Source organism: Hyphomicrobium sp. (genome assembly GCF_035687085.1).
Taxonomy (GTDB): Bacteria; Pseudomonadota; Alphaproteobacteria; order Rhizobiales; family Hyphomicrobiaceae; genus Hyphomicrobium_B.
In genome coordinates this window covers 377,135-391,694 of record NZ_DASRYS010000002.1, presented here as the reverse complement: position 1 = coordinate 391,694, position 14,560 = coordinate 377,135, and the positions used below count along the sequence as shown (strand labels likewise).

Annotated in this window: 15 protein-coding genes; 10 read left to right on the top strand and 5 right to left on the bottom strand. The window is 62.0% G+C overall.

Annotated features, from left to right (window positions below; genetic code table 11):
* Positions 1–72: 72 nt before the first annotated feature.
* The 4 genes from VFG26_RS02280 (at position 73) to VFG26_RS02265 (ending at position 1,861) form a co-directional block, all read left to right on the top strand.
* Positions 73–483 (top strand): hypothetical protein, encoded by a 411-nt coding sequence (locus VFG26_RS02280; protein ID WP_325021778.1) that lies wholly within the window; start codon positions 73–75, stop codon positions 481–483.
* A gap of 201 nt (positions 484–684) precedes the next feature.
* Positions 685–972, top strand: a complete 288-nt coding sequence (locus VFG26_RS02275) for a hypothetical protein (protein WP_325021776.1) — start codon at positions 685–687, stop codon at positions 970–972.
* 72 nt (positions 973–1,044) lie between these two features.
* Positions 1,045–1,299, top strand: coding sequence for a GlsB/YeaQ/YmgE family stress response membrane protein (locus tag VFG26_RS02270; RefSeq protein WP_325021773.1), 255 nt, complete (start codon positions 1,045–1,047; stop codon positions 1,297–1,299).
* Between the two features lie 91 nt (positions 1,300–1,390).
* The gene (locus VFG26_RS02265; protein WP_325021771.1) at positions 1,391–1,861 is read left to right on the top strand and encodes a type II toxin-antitoxin system RatA family toxin; all 471 of its coding nucleotides are present in this window, start codon (positions 1,391–1,393) and stop codon (positions 1,859–1,861) included.
* Here the strand turns inward: VFG26_RS02265 and VFG26_RS02260 are convergent.
* The 5 genes from VFG26_RS02260 to VFG26_RS02240 form a co-directional block, all read right to left on the bottom strand.
* Positions 1,858–2,703, bottom strand: coding sequence for a pentapeptide repeat-containing protein (locus VFG26_RS02260; protein WP_325021769.1), 846 nt, complete (start codon positions 2,701–2,703; stop codon positions 1,858–1,860). The genes VFG26_RS02265 and VFG26_RS02260 overlap by 4 nt on opposite strands.
* Positions 2,700–3,191, bottom strand: coding sequence for a CinA family protein (locus tag VFG26_RS02255; RefSeq protein WP_325021767.1), 492 nt, complete (start codon positions 3,189–3,191; stop codon positions 2,700–2,702). Before VFG26_RS02255 ends, VFG26_RS02260 begins: the two co-directional genes overlap by 4 nt.
* Positions 3,192–3,297: 106 nt before the next feature.
* Positions 3,298–3,774 carry a MarR family winged helix-turn-helix transcriptional regulator gene (locus VFG26_RS02250; RefSeq protein WP_325021765.1) on the bottom strand — a complete coding sequence of 159 codons (477 nt, stop codon included), beginning with the start codon at positions 3,772–3,774 and terminating at the stop codon, positions 3,298–3,300.
* A gap of 166 nt (positions 3,775–3,940) precedes the next feature.
* The gene (locus VFG26_RS02245; protein WP_325021763.1) at positions 3,941–4,561 is read right to left on the bottom strand and encodes a cation transporter; all 621 of its coding nucleotides are present in this window, start codon (positions 4,559–4,561) and stop codon (positions 3,941–3,943) included.
* The gene (locus tag VFG26_RS02240; protein ID WP_325021761.1) at positions 4,558–5,745 is read right to left on the bottom strand and encodes a bifunctional 2-C-methyl-D-erythritol 4-phosphate cytidylyltransferase/2-C-methyl-D-erythritol 2,4-cyclodiphosphate synthase; all 1,188 of its coding nucleotides are present in this window, start codon (positions 5,743–5,745) and stop codon (positions 4,558–4,560) included. Before VFG26_RS02240 ends, VFG26_RS02245 begins: the two co-directional genes overlap by 4 nt.
* 274 nt (positions 5,746–6,019) lie before the next feature.
* Here VFG26_RS02240 and dusB point away from each other — a divergent pair, with 274 nt between their 5' ends.
* The 6 genes from dusB (at position 6,020) to VFG26_RS02210 (ending at position 14,511) form a co-directional block, all read left to right on the top strand.
* Positions 6,020–7,006 (top strand): tRNA dihydrouridine synthase DusB, encoded by a 987-nt coding sequence (gene dusB, locus VFG26_RS02235; RefSeq protein ID WP_325021759.1) that lies wholly within the window; start codon positions 6,020–6,022, stop codon positions 7,004–7,006.
* Positions 7,003–8,169 (top strand): two-component system sensor histidine kinase NtrB, encoded by a 1,167-nt coding sequence (locus tag VFG26_RS02230; RefSeq protein ID WP_325021757.1) that lies wholly within the window; start codon positions 7,003–7,005, stop codon positions 8,167–8,169. Before dusB ends, VFG26_RS02230 begins: the two co-directional genes overlap by 4 nt.
* Positions 8,169–9,614, top strand: coding sequence for a nitrogen regulation protein NR(I) (ntrC, locus tag VFG26_RS02225; protein ID WP_325021755.1), 1,446 nt, complete (start codon positions 8,169–8,171; stop codon positions 9,612–9,614). The genes VFG26_RS02230 and ntrC overlap by 1 nt, the downstream gene beginning before the upstream one ends.
* A 260-nt stretch (positions 9,615–9,874) precedes the next feature.
* On the top strand, positions 9,875–12,205 hold the full coding sequence (locus VFG26_RS02220) for a PAS domain-containing sensor histidine kinase (protein ID WP_325021753.1): 2,331 nt from the start codon (positions 9,875–9,877) through the stop codon (positions 12,203–12,205).
* Between the two features lie 32 nt (positions 12,206–12,237).
* Positions 12,238–13,638, top strand: a complete 1,401-nt coding sequence (locus tag VFG26_RS02215; RefSeq protein ID WP_325021752.1) for a sigma-54 dependent transcriptional regulator — start codon at positions 12,238–12,240, stop codon at positions 13,636–13,638.
* Between the two features lie 12 nt (positions 13,639–13,650).
* Positions 13,651–14,511 carry a D-amino-acid transaminase gene (locus tag VFG26_RS02210; RefSeq protein ID WP_325021750.1) on the top strand — a complete coding sequence of 287 codons (861 nt, stop codon included), beginning with the start codon at positions 13,651–13,653 and terminating at the stop codon, positions 14,509–14,511.
* Positions 14,512–14,560 lie beyond the last annotated feature (49 nt).

Below are 14,560 nucleotides of genomic sequence, written 5' to 3'. Positions count from 1 at the left end.
CGCGCGCTGTCCGATCGCTAAGCATTGAACCCATACGCATCGAGTTGTGGGAAGCAACTCCCGGGGGATTCAATGAGATATATTGGCAAAATCGGTATGGTCGCTTTCGCAGCTGTTGTGACGAGCGGATGCGCGAACTCGGGATTCGACCTGTCGACCGCATCCATCATTACACCCGAAAGCACGGCCGCTAAGGCCGATCCGGTCTGCGCGACGCTCGCCAGCCAGATCAACACTCTGAAGGCAGACGGCACGATCGACCGGCTTGAGAAGGCCGCCGATGGCAAAGGCGCCAAGGTTTCGGTCAAGCGCACAGCGCTGCAGAAGCAGGCCGAACTCAACAAGGCCTACGGCGAATTCCAGACGCGCTGCAGCCCGGCTGGCACGGCTCAGGTCGCAGCGGCTCAGCAGCCGGCCAAACCCGCGCCAGCTCCGGCATCAACGCCGGCGGCCACCCAGCTCGCGGCTCCAGCAGCGAACTGATCGTTCGCTGTATTCAAAGAAGTGCAGCCTCGAGGCGCAGCGCCGGCATATGAAATGCGGCCATTTTGGATTGGCTATTGCCGCGCTGCCACAGGAACGCCACGGGGGATTGCGAAGGCTCCCTGGCTGTGATCTCTGCGACGTCAGAAGAAGCTCTGCTTCGCAATTCTCTTCGTAAATTCAAGCTGAGTAGGACTGATAATGCGGGGTTGTTTTGCTGTTGCTCTTGTCATCGCCCTTTCCGGGGCGCTGCAGGGATGTGGCGGCGCTGCCGGAAGCAGCAGCGGCGATCCGGGAGCGCGGCCTCTGCCGCCGGGCGAGTCGTGTGGTTCTATACGCGGTGAACTCAACCGCCTGGATTCGAAGGGCGTTCCCGCTCAGGTCGAACGTGCGAGCAGCGGCGGGAAGCTCACGCCGGCCCAGCGCTCCGACGTCGACAAGTACAACGACTTGCTCAACCAGTACCTGGGCGCTCGCTGCCACGTCTGAGACGCACATTGAAGAACCGGTGAACCCGGTTCTCGATGCTGATGTTTCGAAGTGGAGAGCATAGGAGCCGAAATGGATGCCCAAACACGCGAGCTGATCGTTTTCGCGATCATCGGGATCATTGCGGGCTTTCTGGCCTCCTTTGTCGTGGGCGGTAGCGGACTGATCCGTTACTTGATCACAGGCATTATCGGAGCATTCGTCGGAGGCTACGTCTTCAGGGCGTTCGGCATCAATCTCGGCATCAGAAATGCGTTCGTCTCGGAGGTCGTCACTGCTGCGCTCGGGGCGATCATCGTTGTTCTGATTGCGCGCCTCATCGCGTAGCCATCTCGGCGCACCTGAGCTTGCCAATGGTGCGGCGGCTTGAAGCATACGCATTTCGAACCGCCGTCAGCCATGCCATAAGGCCGGGGTCATGCCATCCTTCGTCACCCAGCGGCACGTCCGCTTCTCGGCCGAGCAGATGTTCGCGCTCGTGGCCGACATCGAAAAATATCCCGAGTTCCTCCCGCTGTGCACCGGCCTGACGGTCCTGTCTCGTCAGAAAACCCCGGTGGGCGAGGAACTGACCGCCCGCATGAGCATCGGCTACAAAGCCATAGCCGAAAGCTTCACGACCCGCGTCGTCATCGACAATGCAGACCGCCGCATTGATGTCAGCTACCTAGACGGCCCCTTCAAGCGCCTCGAGAACCGCTGGAAGTTCGAAGAAAGCCCGTCCGGATCGATGGTGGACTTCTTCATCGACTACGAATTTCGCTCGAAATTGCTCGGCGCTCTCATGGGCGCGATGTTTGATCAGGCCTTCCGGCGCTTCACACACGCCTTCGAAGAACGCGCAGCGCAAATCTACGGCACGCCGTCGGCTCAGCCAGCTGGAACCTAGCGCACAATCTTCTCGGAGTTCCGGGCGAGCCCCAAGCCTTTGAGCCGGTCCAGTCCCTTGGCCCCGTGAAGCTTGGTGCCCGAGAGCTCGGCGCCTCTCACGTTGGCATCTGTCAAGTCTGCACCGGATAAGTCCGCGTTCGTCAGGTCAGCTCCGGACAGATCCGCACCCGAAAGATCCGCTTCGCGCAGATTGGCATCGCGCAGGACCGCGCCATTGAGGCGGGCAAAGGAAAACTGTGTGCGCCCCATGTTGGCCCGGGTCAGGATTGCGCCTTCGAGCTTCGCACTTGTGAAATCCGTCCGCCACATGTGCTCGATGAAGCCCGTCGTATAGCTCGGCGCGCAATGGGAATCGGTGAGGTCTGCGCCGGTAAAATCTGAACCCGCGAAGCTTCCGAAAAATCGTGCGCGGCGCAGCGAAACAGCTTTAAGGCTCGGGGCCTCGCTGGAAAGATTGGCGAGCGTCGAAAAGGTCGATGGCCGCATGAGGCTGGCATCGTCAAGCCGGGCGCCGTCGAGCCGGGTGCCGATGAGCGTCACGCGATCGAGCTTCGCACCTGTGAGGTTAGCGTTCGACAGGTCAGCACCCGACAAATCCGCCCCGAACAGATTGGACTGGCTGAGGTCGGCCTCCTTGAAGTCGAGACCGGATAGATCGAGGCGCGTCAGGTCACGGTTGTTGAGCGAGGGGTGGCTGCCTGGCGCTGCACGAAACACGAGGCTCGAGACCTCGCGTGCCGACATATCCGCCGCCGCGGCCGGACACGATTCCAGGGCGACCACTGCTGCAAGCATTGCGAAGAGACCGGCACGGCCAATTCCAAACGTCGGCCGGCTCATGCGGCAGCCTCCTGAAGCAGTCTAAGGGCGGCCCGCAGGCTGGCGAGACGAACTTCATCGCGCCCAATGTCACCAAAGAAGTGACGTTCTACGCGAGGCGCATCGAAGACGGAAGCAGTCCCGATATAAACGAGGCCCACCGGCTTGTGCGGTGAGCCACCGCCCGGACCAGCGATGCCCGTGATCGAAAGCGCAAGATCCGCTCCACTCGCGCGCAAGGCACCGTCAGCCATGGCATGGGCAACGGCTTCGCTGACGGCGCCGTGATGTTTGATGAGGTCGGCATCGACGCCGATCATGCCCGTCTTCGCATCGTCGGCGTAGGTGACGAAGCCGCCGAAGAAGGCGTCGGACGATCCGGGAATTGCAGTGATCGCACCCGCGACGAGACCGCCTGTGCAGCTTTCAGCCGTCGCCAGAAACCGCCGTTTGGCTCTCAATATTTCGAGGAGACGGCTAGCGTCTTCGAGAACGTCAGCAGGAAACACGTGGAACCTCGCCTTCGCTCCGAAAAGAAAACAGGGAGTGCTTCAGCTGAAGCACTCCCCGGTAACGCTATCTAGAGAGAGAAGAATGTGCAAACGGCTTGGCTGATCAAGCCGCGGCCAAAACTTCCGCGTGTGACAGCAGGCTATCGAGTACCGACCGGCTATCGGATCCCATGGCTCCGACAGTACGCTTCTGGGCGGCTTGCCAGATCGGATAGGCATCCTTCAAAACGGCTTGGCCTTTGGGCGTCAGGTGCAAGCCGCGTCCGCGCCGTCCGGCGGGAGGATCCATGATGATATGGCCGAGCGCCAAGAGTCGCTTCAAGTTGCGCGAAAGCGTCGACTTTTCGATATCGAGTTCGTGTCCGATCTCGACGGCCGTGATGCCGTCGCGAGAAGCCAGCTGCGCGAGCAGAGTATACTGGCTCGCGGTGATGCCGAGTGGGCGCAAGGCATCGTCGTAGACTCTCGTGACGATACGCGAGAGCTGACGCACACGGGTCGCCAAGCACGACTCGGATTGCGCCTCAGCGATCGTGCTGATGGCCTCATCGGCTGGCTTGGGTTCTAGATTTTGGGGCATGATGTTCATATCGGCTCCCGTATGAGCACTCTCGTGGGTCGTGGCAATACAACCACTTAACCTTTGAATGCCGCGATTCTGCCTTGATGGTCAACGCCGAAAGCCATTGCAAATGAGCATCAATTCGCATCGCGTGGCGAATTGGAAAGCGCATGCAACTCAATTGTCACGGTCTGGCCGAAAGGTGTTCCTCTCGCGCGGAATTATAGACTTCGAGCGCCGCGCCGGCGTTGATGGCTGCGATCCCCAGCCCGACGATGAGATCCGGCCAGCGCGAAGCCGTCGCCGCCGTAAGCAGCCCGGCCAACACGATCGCGACATTCGCCAACACGTCATTGCGGGCGGACAGGAAGGCCGCTCGCGTCAAGCTTCCACCTGAAGTTTTGAAGGGCGCGAGCATCCGCTCGCACGCAAGGTTGACCGCGAAGGCGCCGAGCCCGGTAATGCTCAGCGGCACGGCCTCGGGAACGTGAACGTCGAAAAAGTTCTGCCACGCCGTCCAGAGCGTCGCCAAACCGGGGACGAGGATAATGACCGCGAGGAGCATTCCAAGCCGCGCCCGCAGCAGAGGGGTAAAACCCAAGCCTGCGAGGATGAGCAGGTTGATTGCACCGTCCTCGAGGAAATCGACACTGTCGGCGAAAAGTGAAACGGATCCGATCGCGAGTGCGACCGCAAACTCGATTCCGAAATAGCCAAGATTGAGAAAGGCGACGTTGCGGACAACCGTGCGCAGCGCGAGATTTGACGCGACGTCACCTAAACTCGAGTCTGGCTCTTCGCTCATGTGTCCTCAGCCGGTACGAAGACGGTCGCCGACGCCATGGCGGCAATGCCTTCACGGCGACCGACAAAGCCCATGCCTTCCATGGTCGTCGCTTTGATGCCAATGCGGTTTGCGGGCAACCCCAAGACCTCGCCGATCAGAGCCTGCATCGCCGGCCGATGCGCGCCGATACGCGGGGCCTCCGCTAGCACTGTAATATCGACGTTTCCGATGCGACCGCCGATTTCGCGGATCCGACGCGCGGCGTCTTCCAGAAATTGCCGCGAGGCCGCGCCTTTCCATTTGGGATCGGAGGGAGGGAAGTGCTGGCCGATGTCGCCATCGCCGATCGTCCCGAGCAAGGCATCAGTCAGCGCGTGCAGAACGACATCGGCATCGGAATGGCCTTCCAGTTTGTGCGTGTGCGGAATTTTCACGCCGCCGAGCCAAACGTGGTCGCCTTCGCAAAAGCAATGGACGTCGAATCCCGTGCCCGTGCGCGGTTCAAGCGTTCTTGTCATTTGCTGGTCGGCCAATTCGATATCCTCTGCCGTTGTGATCTTGATGTTGGCGGCCGAGTCTTCGACGACGGCAACGCCGAGCCCCGCCCATTCCGCAATCGCAGCATCATCGGTGAAAGTGTCCAGCTCTTTTTCAGCTGCTGCACGATGAGCCTCGATGATCGGCGCAAAATGAAAGCCTTGCGGAGTCTGTGCCCGCCAGAGCCCGGCGCGCGCGACCGTCTCGGTTATGAGCCCGTCGCCACCGCTTCGCTTCAACGTATCCGTAACGGGAAGCGCTGCTAGTGCTGCGGACTTCGAATTGAGAGCCGCGATCACCTTAGAGATGGTCGTCGAAGAAACAAACGGCCGCGCAGCGTCGTGGATCAGTACAAGGTCGGGCGCCCCTGGCGCGAGGGCCTCGAGGCCCCGCAGCACTGAGGCTTGCCGGCTCGGGCCGCCGATCGCCGGCTTCGAAAGCTTGCCCGCACCGGCTCCTTCGGCAGCGCGTTCGTAGAGCTCGGCATCATCGGCGTGGATGACGACCTTGATCTCGTCGACCTCGGGATGCCGCGCGAAAGCTTCAATGGCCCGGGTGAGGACGGCCGTACCTCCGATCACCGCATATTGCTTAGGGCCCGAGCCGGCTCCCGAAGCGGCGCGCGTCCCCCGGCCGGCCGCGACAATTAAAGCGGCTATGCGCACGATCTTTCTCCTTTTAGCATAGTATGATGCATCCCCGGGCACTGCGTGCCCGCTGCCGAGATCTTTCGCAACACCTAGCAGTGCATAAGTTTTCGGCTGTGAAACGGGAACGCCTTGTTTCATCTCCGAGAATGCTCAGCCGCGTCAAATCGGCAATTCCGAAATCACTTGTTCACTCTTGCGAAATTACTGCCCGCCTTCTAGTCTGCACAAACTCGCAGCAGAAATACGAACTGCACATGGAATGGGCAGAACGGGGGCTGGTTTCGTCTGCATGCTAGACAACTTAGGCAACGGTGCGCCGCCTGCAGTGCTGGCGCCGATGTCCGGAGTGAGTGATCTACCCTTCCGCCGGCTCGCGCATCGTCTGGGGGCGAGCCTGGTCGTTTCCGAGATGGTCGCCAGCGAGGAGCTGGTGAAGTCCCGCTTCGACGTCCTGCGCCGCGTCGAGGGTAATGACCTGACGCCCTTCGTTATACAACTCGCCGGCCGCGAAGAGCGGTGGATGGCTGAGGGTGCCCGCATTGCCGAAGCCAAGGGCGCCGACGTCATCGACATCAACATGGGCTGCCCGGCCAAAGAGGTGACGGGCAAGCTGTCGGGTTCCGCGCTCATGCGTAACCTCGATCATGCCCAGGCCCTGATCAAATCCGTCATCGGCGCCGTGAAGGTCCCCGTCACGCTGAAGATGCGCCTTGGCTGGGACGGCAACAGCCTCAACGCCCCCGAACTCGCGAGGCGAGCCGAGGCGGAGGGCGTGAAGCTCATCACCGTCCACGGCCGGACAAGATGTCAGTTTTTCACCGGAACCGCCGATTGGGCAGCGGTACGCCCCGTCGTTGAAGCCACGTCGGTACCCGTCATCGTCAACGGCGATATTCTCTCGCCTCAGCACGCGGCGCAGGCCCTGGAAGCCTCAGGCGCCAAGGGTGTCATGGTCGGCCGTGGCGCTTACGGCGCGCCCTGGATGCCGGGCCGCATAGCAAACTTCCTCGCCTCGGGCCGCGATGCTGGAGATCCCACGCTCAATGAGCAGTGCGAGATCGCGCTCGAGCATGTCGAGGCGATGTACGCCCACTACGGCAAAGACCTGGGCATCCGGAACGCCCGCAAACATATCGGTTGGTATCTCGCATCGAGCGGCGCGAACGAAGCTGTCGTGAAGTCGTGGCGGGCCAAGCTCTGCACGATGCTCGATCCCGAGCGCGTGTTCGATGGCCTGAAAACCTTCTACTCTAGTACGGAGTTGCGCGCGGCATGAGCAGCAAGTCGGCCTCAATACGCAAGTCGGAGCACACTCCGGCGCCGCCTCCGACCAACATCGTCGATTGCGAAGAGTTGTTGAGTGCGCTTCCGCACCCGATCCTCGTCATCTCCAGCGATCAGACCATCGTCTTCGCTAACGCTGCGGCTGAATCGTTCTTCTCCATGAGCGCCTCCGCGCTGATGCGAAGCCGGATCTCCGACATCGTGGCCTTCGGCTGCCCATTGCTCGGCTTGGTCGAGCAGGTGCAGGCCACGAGCTCGACCGTCAACGAATATGGGATTGAGGTCGCGACACCACGGTTCTCCGGCGCCAAGCTCGTCGACGTCTACGGCGGACCGCTGCCGGAAGAGCCGCGCAACATGGTCCTCATGCTGCAGCAGCGCTCGATGGCCCAAATGATCGAGCGGCAGCTGACGCATCGCGCCGCCGCGCGTTCCGTCTCGGGGATGGCCGGCGTCCTGGCCCATGAAATCAAAAACCCGCTGTCGGGTATCCGTGGTGCCGCGCAGTTGCTTGAGCCCGGGCTCTCCGATGATGATCGCGCGCTGACGCAGCTCATCTGCTCCGAAACCGATCGCATTCGCCACCTCGTCGATCGCATGGAAGTGTTCGGCGACGAGCGCCCGATCACGAAGGACGCGGTCAACATCCACGACGTCCTCAATCACGTGCGCCGCATTGCGGAGCATGGGTTCGGCAGCCGCGTCCGCTACGTCGAGGATTACGATCCTTCGTTGCCGTTTGTGCTCGGCAATCGCGATAAACTCGTGCAGGTCTTCCTCAATCTTCTGAAGAACGCCGCCGAAGCCATCGGCGATAAGACCGAGTCCGGCCGCATCCTCATGCAGACGGCGTTCCGTCCGGGCGTTCGCCTGTCGCTTCCGGGTTCCGATACCCGCGTCAGCCTTCCGCTGATGATCCAGATCGAAGACAACGGCTGCGGCATCCCCGAGCATCTGAAGCCGCACCTGTTCGATCCCTTCGTCACGACGAAGGCGTCCGGCAGCGGCTTGGGTCTGGCCCTCGTCGCCAAGATCATCGCCGACCACGGTGGCATCATCGAATGTGAAAGTGAGCCCAAGCGCACGATCTTCCGCGTGCTGCTTCCCATGCAACGCACGCGGCCTGCTCCCGTGCCGACCACAAGAGAGACTTGATGGCCAGAGGCACCATTCTCATCGCCGATGACGATACGGCAATCCGCACCGTCTTGAACCAGGCTCTGGCGCGAGCCGGTTTCGCACCGCGCGCCACAGGCAACGCGGCGACGCTCTGGCGCTGGGTGAGCCAAGGCGAGGGCGACGTCGTCATCACCGACGTCGTCATGCCGGACGAGAACGCATTCGATCTCATTCCGCGCATGAAAAAGCTGCGTCCGGATCTGCCGATCATCGTCATGAGCGCGCAGAACACGCTGATGACGGCGCTGACGGCCGCAGAGAAGGGCGCTTTCGAATATCTGCCGAAGCCCTTCGATTTGAATGAAGTCGTGGCCGTCGTTTCGCGCGCGCTGTCCGAACCCGGCCGCAAACGCCAGACGATCACGACGGAGCGTGAGACGGACGAGCTGCCGCTGATCGGGCGCTCGCTGCCCATGCAGGACATCTACCGTGTCCTCGCAAGGCTGACGCAGAGCGATCTGACGGTCATGATCAACGGCGAGAGCGGCACGGGTAAGGAACTCGTCGCCCGCGTGCTGCATGATTACGGCAAGCGCCGCCACGGCCCGTTCGTACCGATCAACATGGCCGCGATTCCCCGAGAGCTGATCGAGAGCGAACTCTTCGGCCACGAAAAGGGTGCCTTCACCGGCGCCCAGACCCGCACGCCCGGCCGCTTCGAGCAGGCAGAAGGCGGTACGCTGTTCCTGGACGAAATCGGCGACATGCCGCTCGAAGCCCAGACGCGGCTCCTGCGCGTCTTGCAGCAGGGCGAGTACACGACCGTTGGCGGCCGCACGCCGATCAAGACCAACGTCCGCATCATCGCCGCGACGCACCGCGATCTCAAAACGCAGATCCAGCAGGGCCTCTTCCGCGAAGACCTTTTTTATCGCCTGAACGTCGTGCCGATCCGGCTGCCACCTCTGCGCGAGCGATTGGAAGACATCGGCGATCTGGTCCGCCACTTCCTGCGCCAGGCATCGCGCGAAGGCCTCGGCCAGAAGTCGATCGAGAGCGCCGCCATCGAACGGCTGAAGGCGCATCCCTGGCCGGGCAACGTTCGCGAGCTGGAGAACGTCGTCCGCCGCCTCGTTGCCCTTTACACGCAGGACACGCTGACGGCGCAAATCGTCGAGCAGGAACTTGCCGGCTCCGCGATCGCACCCCAGGGCGGAGCTGCAACTGAAAGCGGCGACCTGGGTGAAGCCGTCGAACGCTACCTTCAGCGGTACTTCTCGTCGTTCGGCAACGATCTGCCACCGCCTGGGCTCTATGATCGCGTGATCCGTGACGTCGAAAAGCCGTTGCTGAGCGCGGCTCTGGCCGCCACGCGCGGCAACCAGATCCGTGCCGCCGAGCTTCTGGGCCTCAACCGGAACACGCTGCGCGCGCGCATTCGCGATCTCAACATTCGGGTGTTCCGCACTGTCGAAGGCTGACAACGGCGCTGGCGCGCACAGCCTTCGACTCCCGAAGTTTTCCACAGACCTTGACCGCGGCTGCGTTTGGCGCTTGATGTGCGCCACACCCGTCGCGAAAATGTCACAGTTAGGCTGTTGGTAGTTCGCAGCTGTAGCGTTGTCGTCGCTAGTAGCTCGGCCGGTGCCGGATGCCGTGTGGGGAATCGCTTCCCCGCGTGGGCCGGAGCCGGGGCTATCGGGAACGAATTCAGAGCAGTAGTTGGATTGGTCGACGACTGATGAGCGCCAGCAACAGCAATGGCAAAGCCGACACGACCGCACCCCGCGATAAGGTGCCTGCTGCCGCGCTGGTCGAGGAGGGCGCCACACCGCTCAATCCTTCGAACCGAGCATTTTGGTTCGGCCTCGGCGTCGTTCTGCTCTCTCTGATTTCGGCGCTCGTTAGCTACCTCATCCTGACCGGCCTCACCGCCATCACACCGCGCAACGAATACGTGTGGGCGGCGCTGGCGGTGAATGGCGTCCTCATCGTTGCGATGTTCTGCACCATCGTCTGGCAAGCCTTGGGCCTGCGCAGAGCGTGGAAGCAGAAGGTGCCGGGCGCACGGCTGCATACGCGCATCGTTGCGCTCTTCACGCTGACGGCGGCCTTGCCCGCCGTGCTTCTCGCGGTCGCCGCAACGACGACATTCTCACGCTCGCTCGACGGCTGGTTCTCCGGCCGCACGCGCGCGATCGTCGAAAACTCCTACGACGTCGCCAAAGCCTACGTCGACGAACACAGCCAGATCATCCGGACCGACATCGTCAACATGGTCCGCGATATCAACGGCGAGGCCGCGACCCTCAACGCTGATACCGAAGGTGACGCGTTTCAGAAGTTTCTCATCGGCCAAGCGGGCTTGCGCGATCTGACGTCGGCCTACGTGATCGATGCCGAAGGCGTGCCGATCGTGCTCGCGCTCGATGATCCAAAGCTTCCCTATGTCGTGCCGCCGCCGGCTGCCATTCAGCAGGCCGAGTCCGGCCAAGTCGCGCTATCACGGCCCTCAAGCGATTACCGGATTTCGGCGATTGCCAAGATCGACAGCATGCCTGGGCGCTATCTCTACGTCGCCCGCGGCGTCAGTCCGAAGGTCATCGGCCATCTGCAAAGCACCGAACAGAACGTCTACGAATATACCCGGCTGAGACAGGCCAAAGGCGGCCTGAAGGCGGCGCACGGCCTTATCTACTTCATGATCTCGATGACGTCGCTGCTGGCTGCGATCTGGGTCGGCATGTGGTTCGCGGGCCGCTTCGTCGCCCCGATCCGCCGCTTGATCGCGGGCGCGCAGGAAGTGTCGAAAGGCAATCTCGAGTTCGCGCTGCCCGAGATCCGTGGCGAAGGCGACTTGCGGCGCCTCTCGCACACCTTCAACGTCATGACGCGCGATCTGAAGCAGCAGCAGAGCGCGCTCGTCGCGACGAATGCGCAATTGACGGAGCGTCGTAATTTCATCGAAGCCGTTCTGTCCGGAGTCTCCGCCGGCGTCATCGGTCTCGACAGCGCCGATCGCATCACGCTCATCAGCCGGTCGGCGGAAGGCCTGCTGGGCTTCTCCGCCGCCGGCGCCGTCGGCAAGCCGATGAAGGACGTCATTCCCGAATTCGCACCCGTCCTCGCGTCCGGCGAAGAGCCGGGAAGCAAAAACAAGCAGTACGAAATCCAGAAGCAGATCGGCGACGAGGAACGGACCTTCGCCGTCCGGATTACGCATGAGAGAGCGGGTGAGGGCGACGTCGGCTCGGTCGTCACCTTCGACGATATTTCCGAACTCGTTCAAGCCCAGCGGACAAGCGCGTGGGCGGACGTGGCGCGCCGCATCGCGCATGAGATCAAGAATCCGCTCACGCCGATACAACTCTCAGCCGAGCGGTTGCGCCGGAAGTTCGGCACTCAGATTGGTGACAATCGCGAGCTGTTCGAAACGCTGACGCAAACGATCGAGCGTCAGACGGGCCAGATCAAAAGCATGGTCGATGAGTTCGCCTCTTTCGCCCGCATGCCGCAGCCCGTCATGGCCGACCAGGACCTGAGACTGGCCGTACAGGAGCCGGCCATCCTCTTCCGCGAAGGGCATAAGGACCTCGACTTCAAACTCGTTCTGCCGGAAGCCCCGGTCACCGCGCACTTCGATTTGCGGCTCATCTCGCAAGCCGTCACCAATCTGATCAAGAACGGCGCGGAAGCGATCGAGTCCTTCGGCGAGGCGCAGGGCCGGCCACCGGACTACAAGGGGCAGATCGAAGTGCGGCTCGTCCCGGCGCCCGATCGCGTTGCAATCGAAGTCATCGACAACGGCATCGGCCTTCCGAAACAAAATCGTGCCAAGCTTCTGGAACCCTATGTTACGACAAGGGCCAAGGGCACGGGTCTTGGTCTCGCCATCGTGCAGAAAGTCGTCGAGCAGCACGGCGGTAGCTTAGCCCTGGAAGACGCGCCGGTCAGCGATACGCGAAAGCGGGGCGCTCTGGTCCGGCTGACGTTGCCAATCAGATCAGGGCCGTCACGAGGGATGCCTCCCAATGAAACTCGCTCCGCAGTGCACATCGCCGGCGGAGCATGAAATGAAAACGCTTAACCCCCCAGGAGCGCAGCATGTCAGCTGATATATTGATCGTCGACGACGAGGCAGATATCCGGGATTTGATCGCCGGCATTCTCCAGGACGAGGGCCATCGCACCCGCCTCGCTCGCGACAGCGATGAAGCACTCCGCGCCATTGAAGACCGCAGACCGCATCTCGTCATCCTCGATATCTGGCTGCAGGGAAGCCGCCTCGACGGTCTCGAAGTGCTGACCGTGATGAAGCGCACCTATCCGGATCTGCCGGTGGTGATCATCTCGGGCCACGGCAACATCGAAACGGCCGTCACCGCAATCAAGCGCGGCGCCTACGATTACATCGAGAAGCCGTTCAAATCCGACCGCCTCATTCTCGTCGCCCTGCGCGCGCTCGAAGCCTCTCAGCTGAAGCGCGAAGTGCGCGAACTCAAAGAGCGCTCCGTCGTCTCCGCCGAAATGATCGGCAAGTCGCCCGCCATCAATCAGCTGAAGAACAATATCGAGAAGGCCGGCCCGACCAACAGCCGCATCATGCTGCGCGGCGCCTCGGGAACGGGCAAGGAACTCGCCGCCCGCGTTCTGCATCAGAAGTCGCTGCGCGCTGACGGCCCGTTCGTCGTGCTCAACGCGGCAGCCATGGTCCCCGATCGCGTCGAAGACGAACTGTTCGGCACCGAGGATCGCACGGGCGGCCCGCGCAAGGTCGGCGCGCTCGAGGAGGCGCATACCGGCACACTCTACATTGACGAAGTCGCCGACATGCCGATGGAAACCCAAGGCAAGATCCTGCGCGTGCTCGTTGAGCAGAAATTCCTCCGTCTTGGCGGATCGCAGAAAGTCTCCGTCGACGTCCGGATCATTTCCTCGACCTCGCGCGACCTCGAGCAGGACATCCGCGAAGGCCGCTTCCGGGAAGATCTCTATCATCGCCTGAACGTCGTGACGCTGCGCGTGCCGAGCCTCGCCGAGCGCCGGGAAGACATTCCCGAACTCATCCAGTACTTCATCGGCCAGGTCGCCCAGACGTCGGGCCTCGCGCCGCGCCGTATCGGCGAAGACGCGATCGCCGTGCTGCAGGCGCACGACTGGCCGGGCAACGTCCGCGAACTGCGCAACAACGTCGAGCGCCTGTTGATCCTCGCGGGCGGCGAACCCAATGCCGCGATCACGGCGGATATGCTACCTGACGAAATCGGCTCCAACGTGCCGCTTCCCGTCAATGGCGGCGCCGAACATCTGATGTCGCTGCCGCTGCGTGAGGCGCGCGAAATCTTCGAGCGCGAATACCTCCTTGCGCAGATCAATCGCTTCGGCGGCAACATCTCGCGAACCGCAGAGTTCGTCGGCATGGAGCGATCGGCCTTGCACCGGAAGCTTCGTGCGTTGGGCGTCTCGTCCGAACAGCGCAGCGGCGACTTGCGGTCAGCTTCGTAGGAGCCGGCCCGCTTGTCCCGCATCGTCTACGTCAATGGCGCGTACAAACCGTATGCGCAGGCTACAATCCATGTCGAAGATCGCGGCTTCCAATTATCGGACGCGATCTACGAAGTCATAGAGATACGGGATGGCGGCTTGGTCGACGCAACGCGTCACCTCGCCCGACTTGCACGATCGCTGGCCGAACTCTCAATTCCACCGCCGATGTCCGAGCGGGCGCTGCTCCAGGTCATGCATACCGTCATCCGCCGCAATCGCGTTCGCGACGGCATCGTCTACATGCAGGTCTCACGCGGAGCGGGGCCGCGAGACTTTGCTTTGCCGCCGCCAACGACCCCGCCGACGCTCGTCGTGCTGGCGCGCGCGCAACGGCGCGGATGGTCCGCCGAGCTTGCCGAAACGGGCATTGCTGTCAAAACGATACCTGATAACCGGTGGGGCCGCTGCGATATCAAAACCGTCATGCTGCTTCCCGCTGTCCTCGCCAAAGACGAAGCACGCCGGGCAGGGGCCCGCGAAGCATGGTTCGTTGATGCCGAAGGCGGCATTACCGAGGGCGCTTCCAGCAACGCCTGGATCGTGACGGGAGACGGCACCCTTGTCACCCGCCAGCTCGATCATCACATCCTTCCAGGCGTCACGCGGGCTACCGTCATGGACGTTGCAAAAAGAGAAGGATTTAAAATTGAACAGCGAACCTTCAACCGGGACGAAGCTATAAAAGCCCGGGAAGCGTTCGTAACTTCAGCAACAAACATTGTCATGCCGGTCGTGAAGATCGATAACGCTGTAATTGGAGACGGCCGGCCGGGGGAGCTTACCCGCCAACTACGATTGAGATTTCATCAGGTTGCTGAATTTTCAGCGTGAGGAAGGTGCGAATGTTGCCGCATTGTGCGGGGCAACAATGGATGTAAAG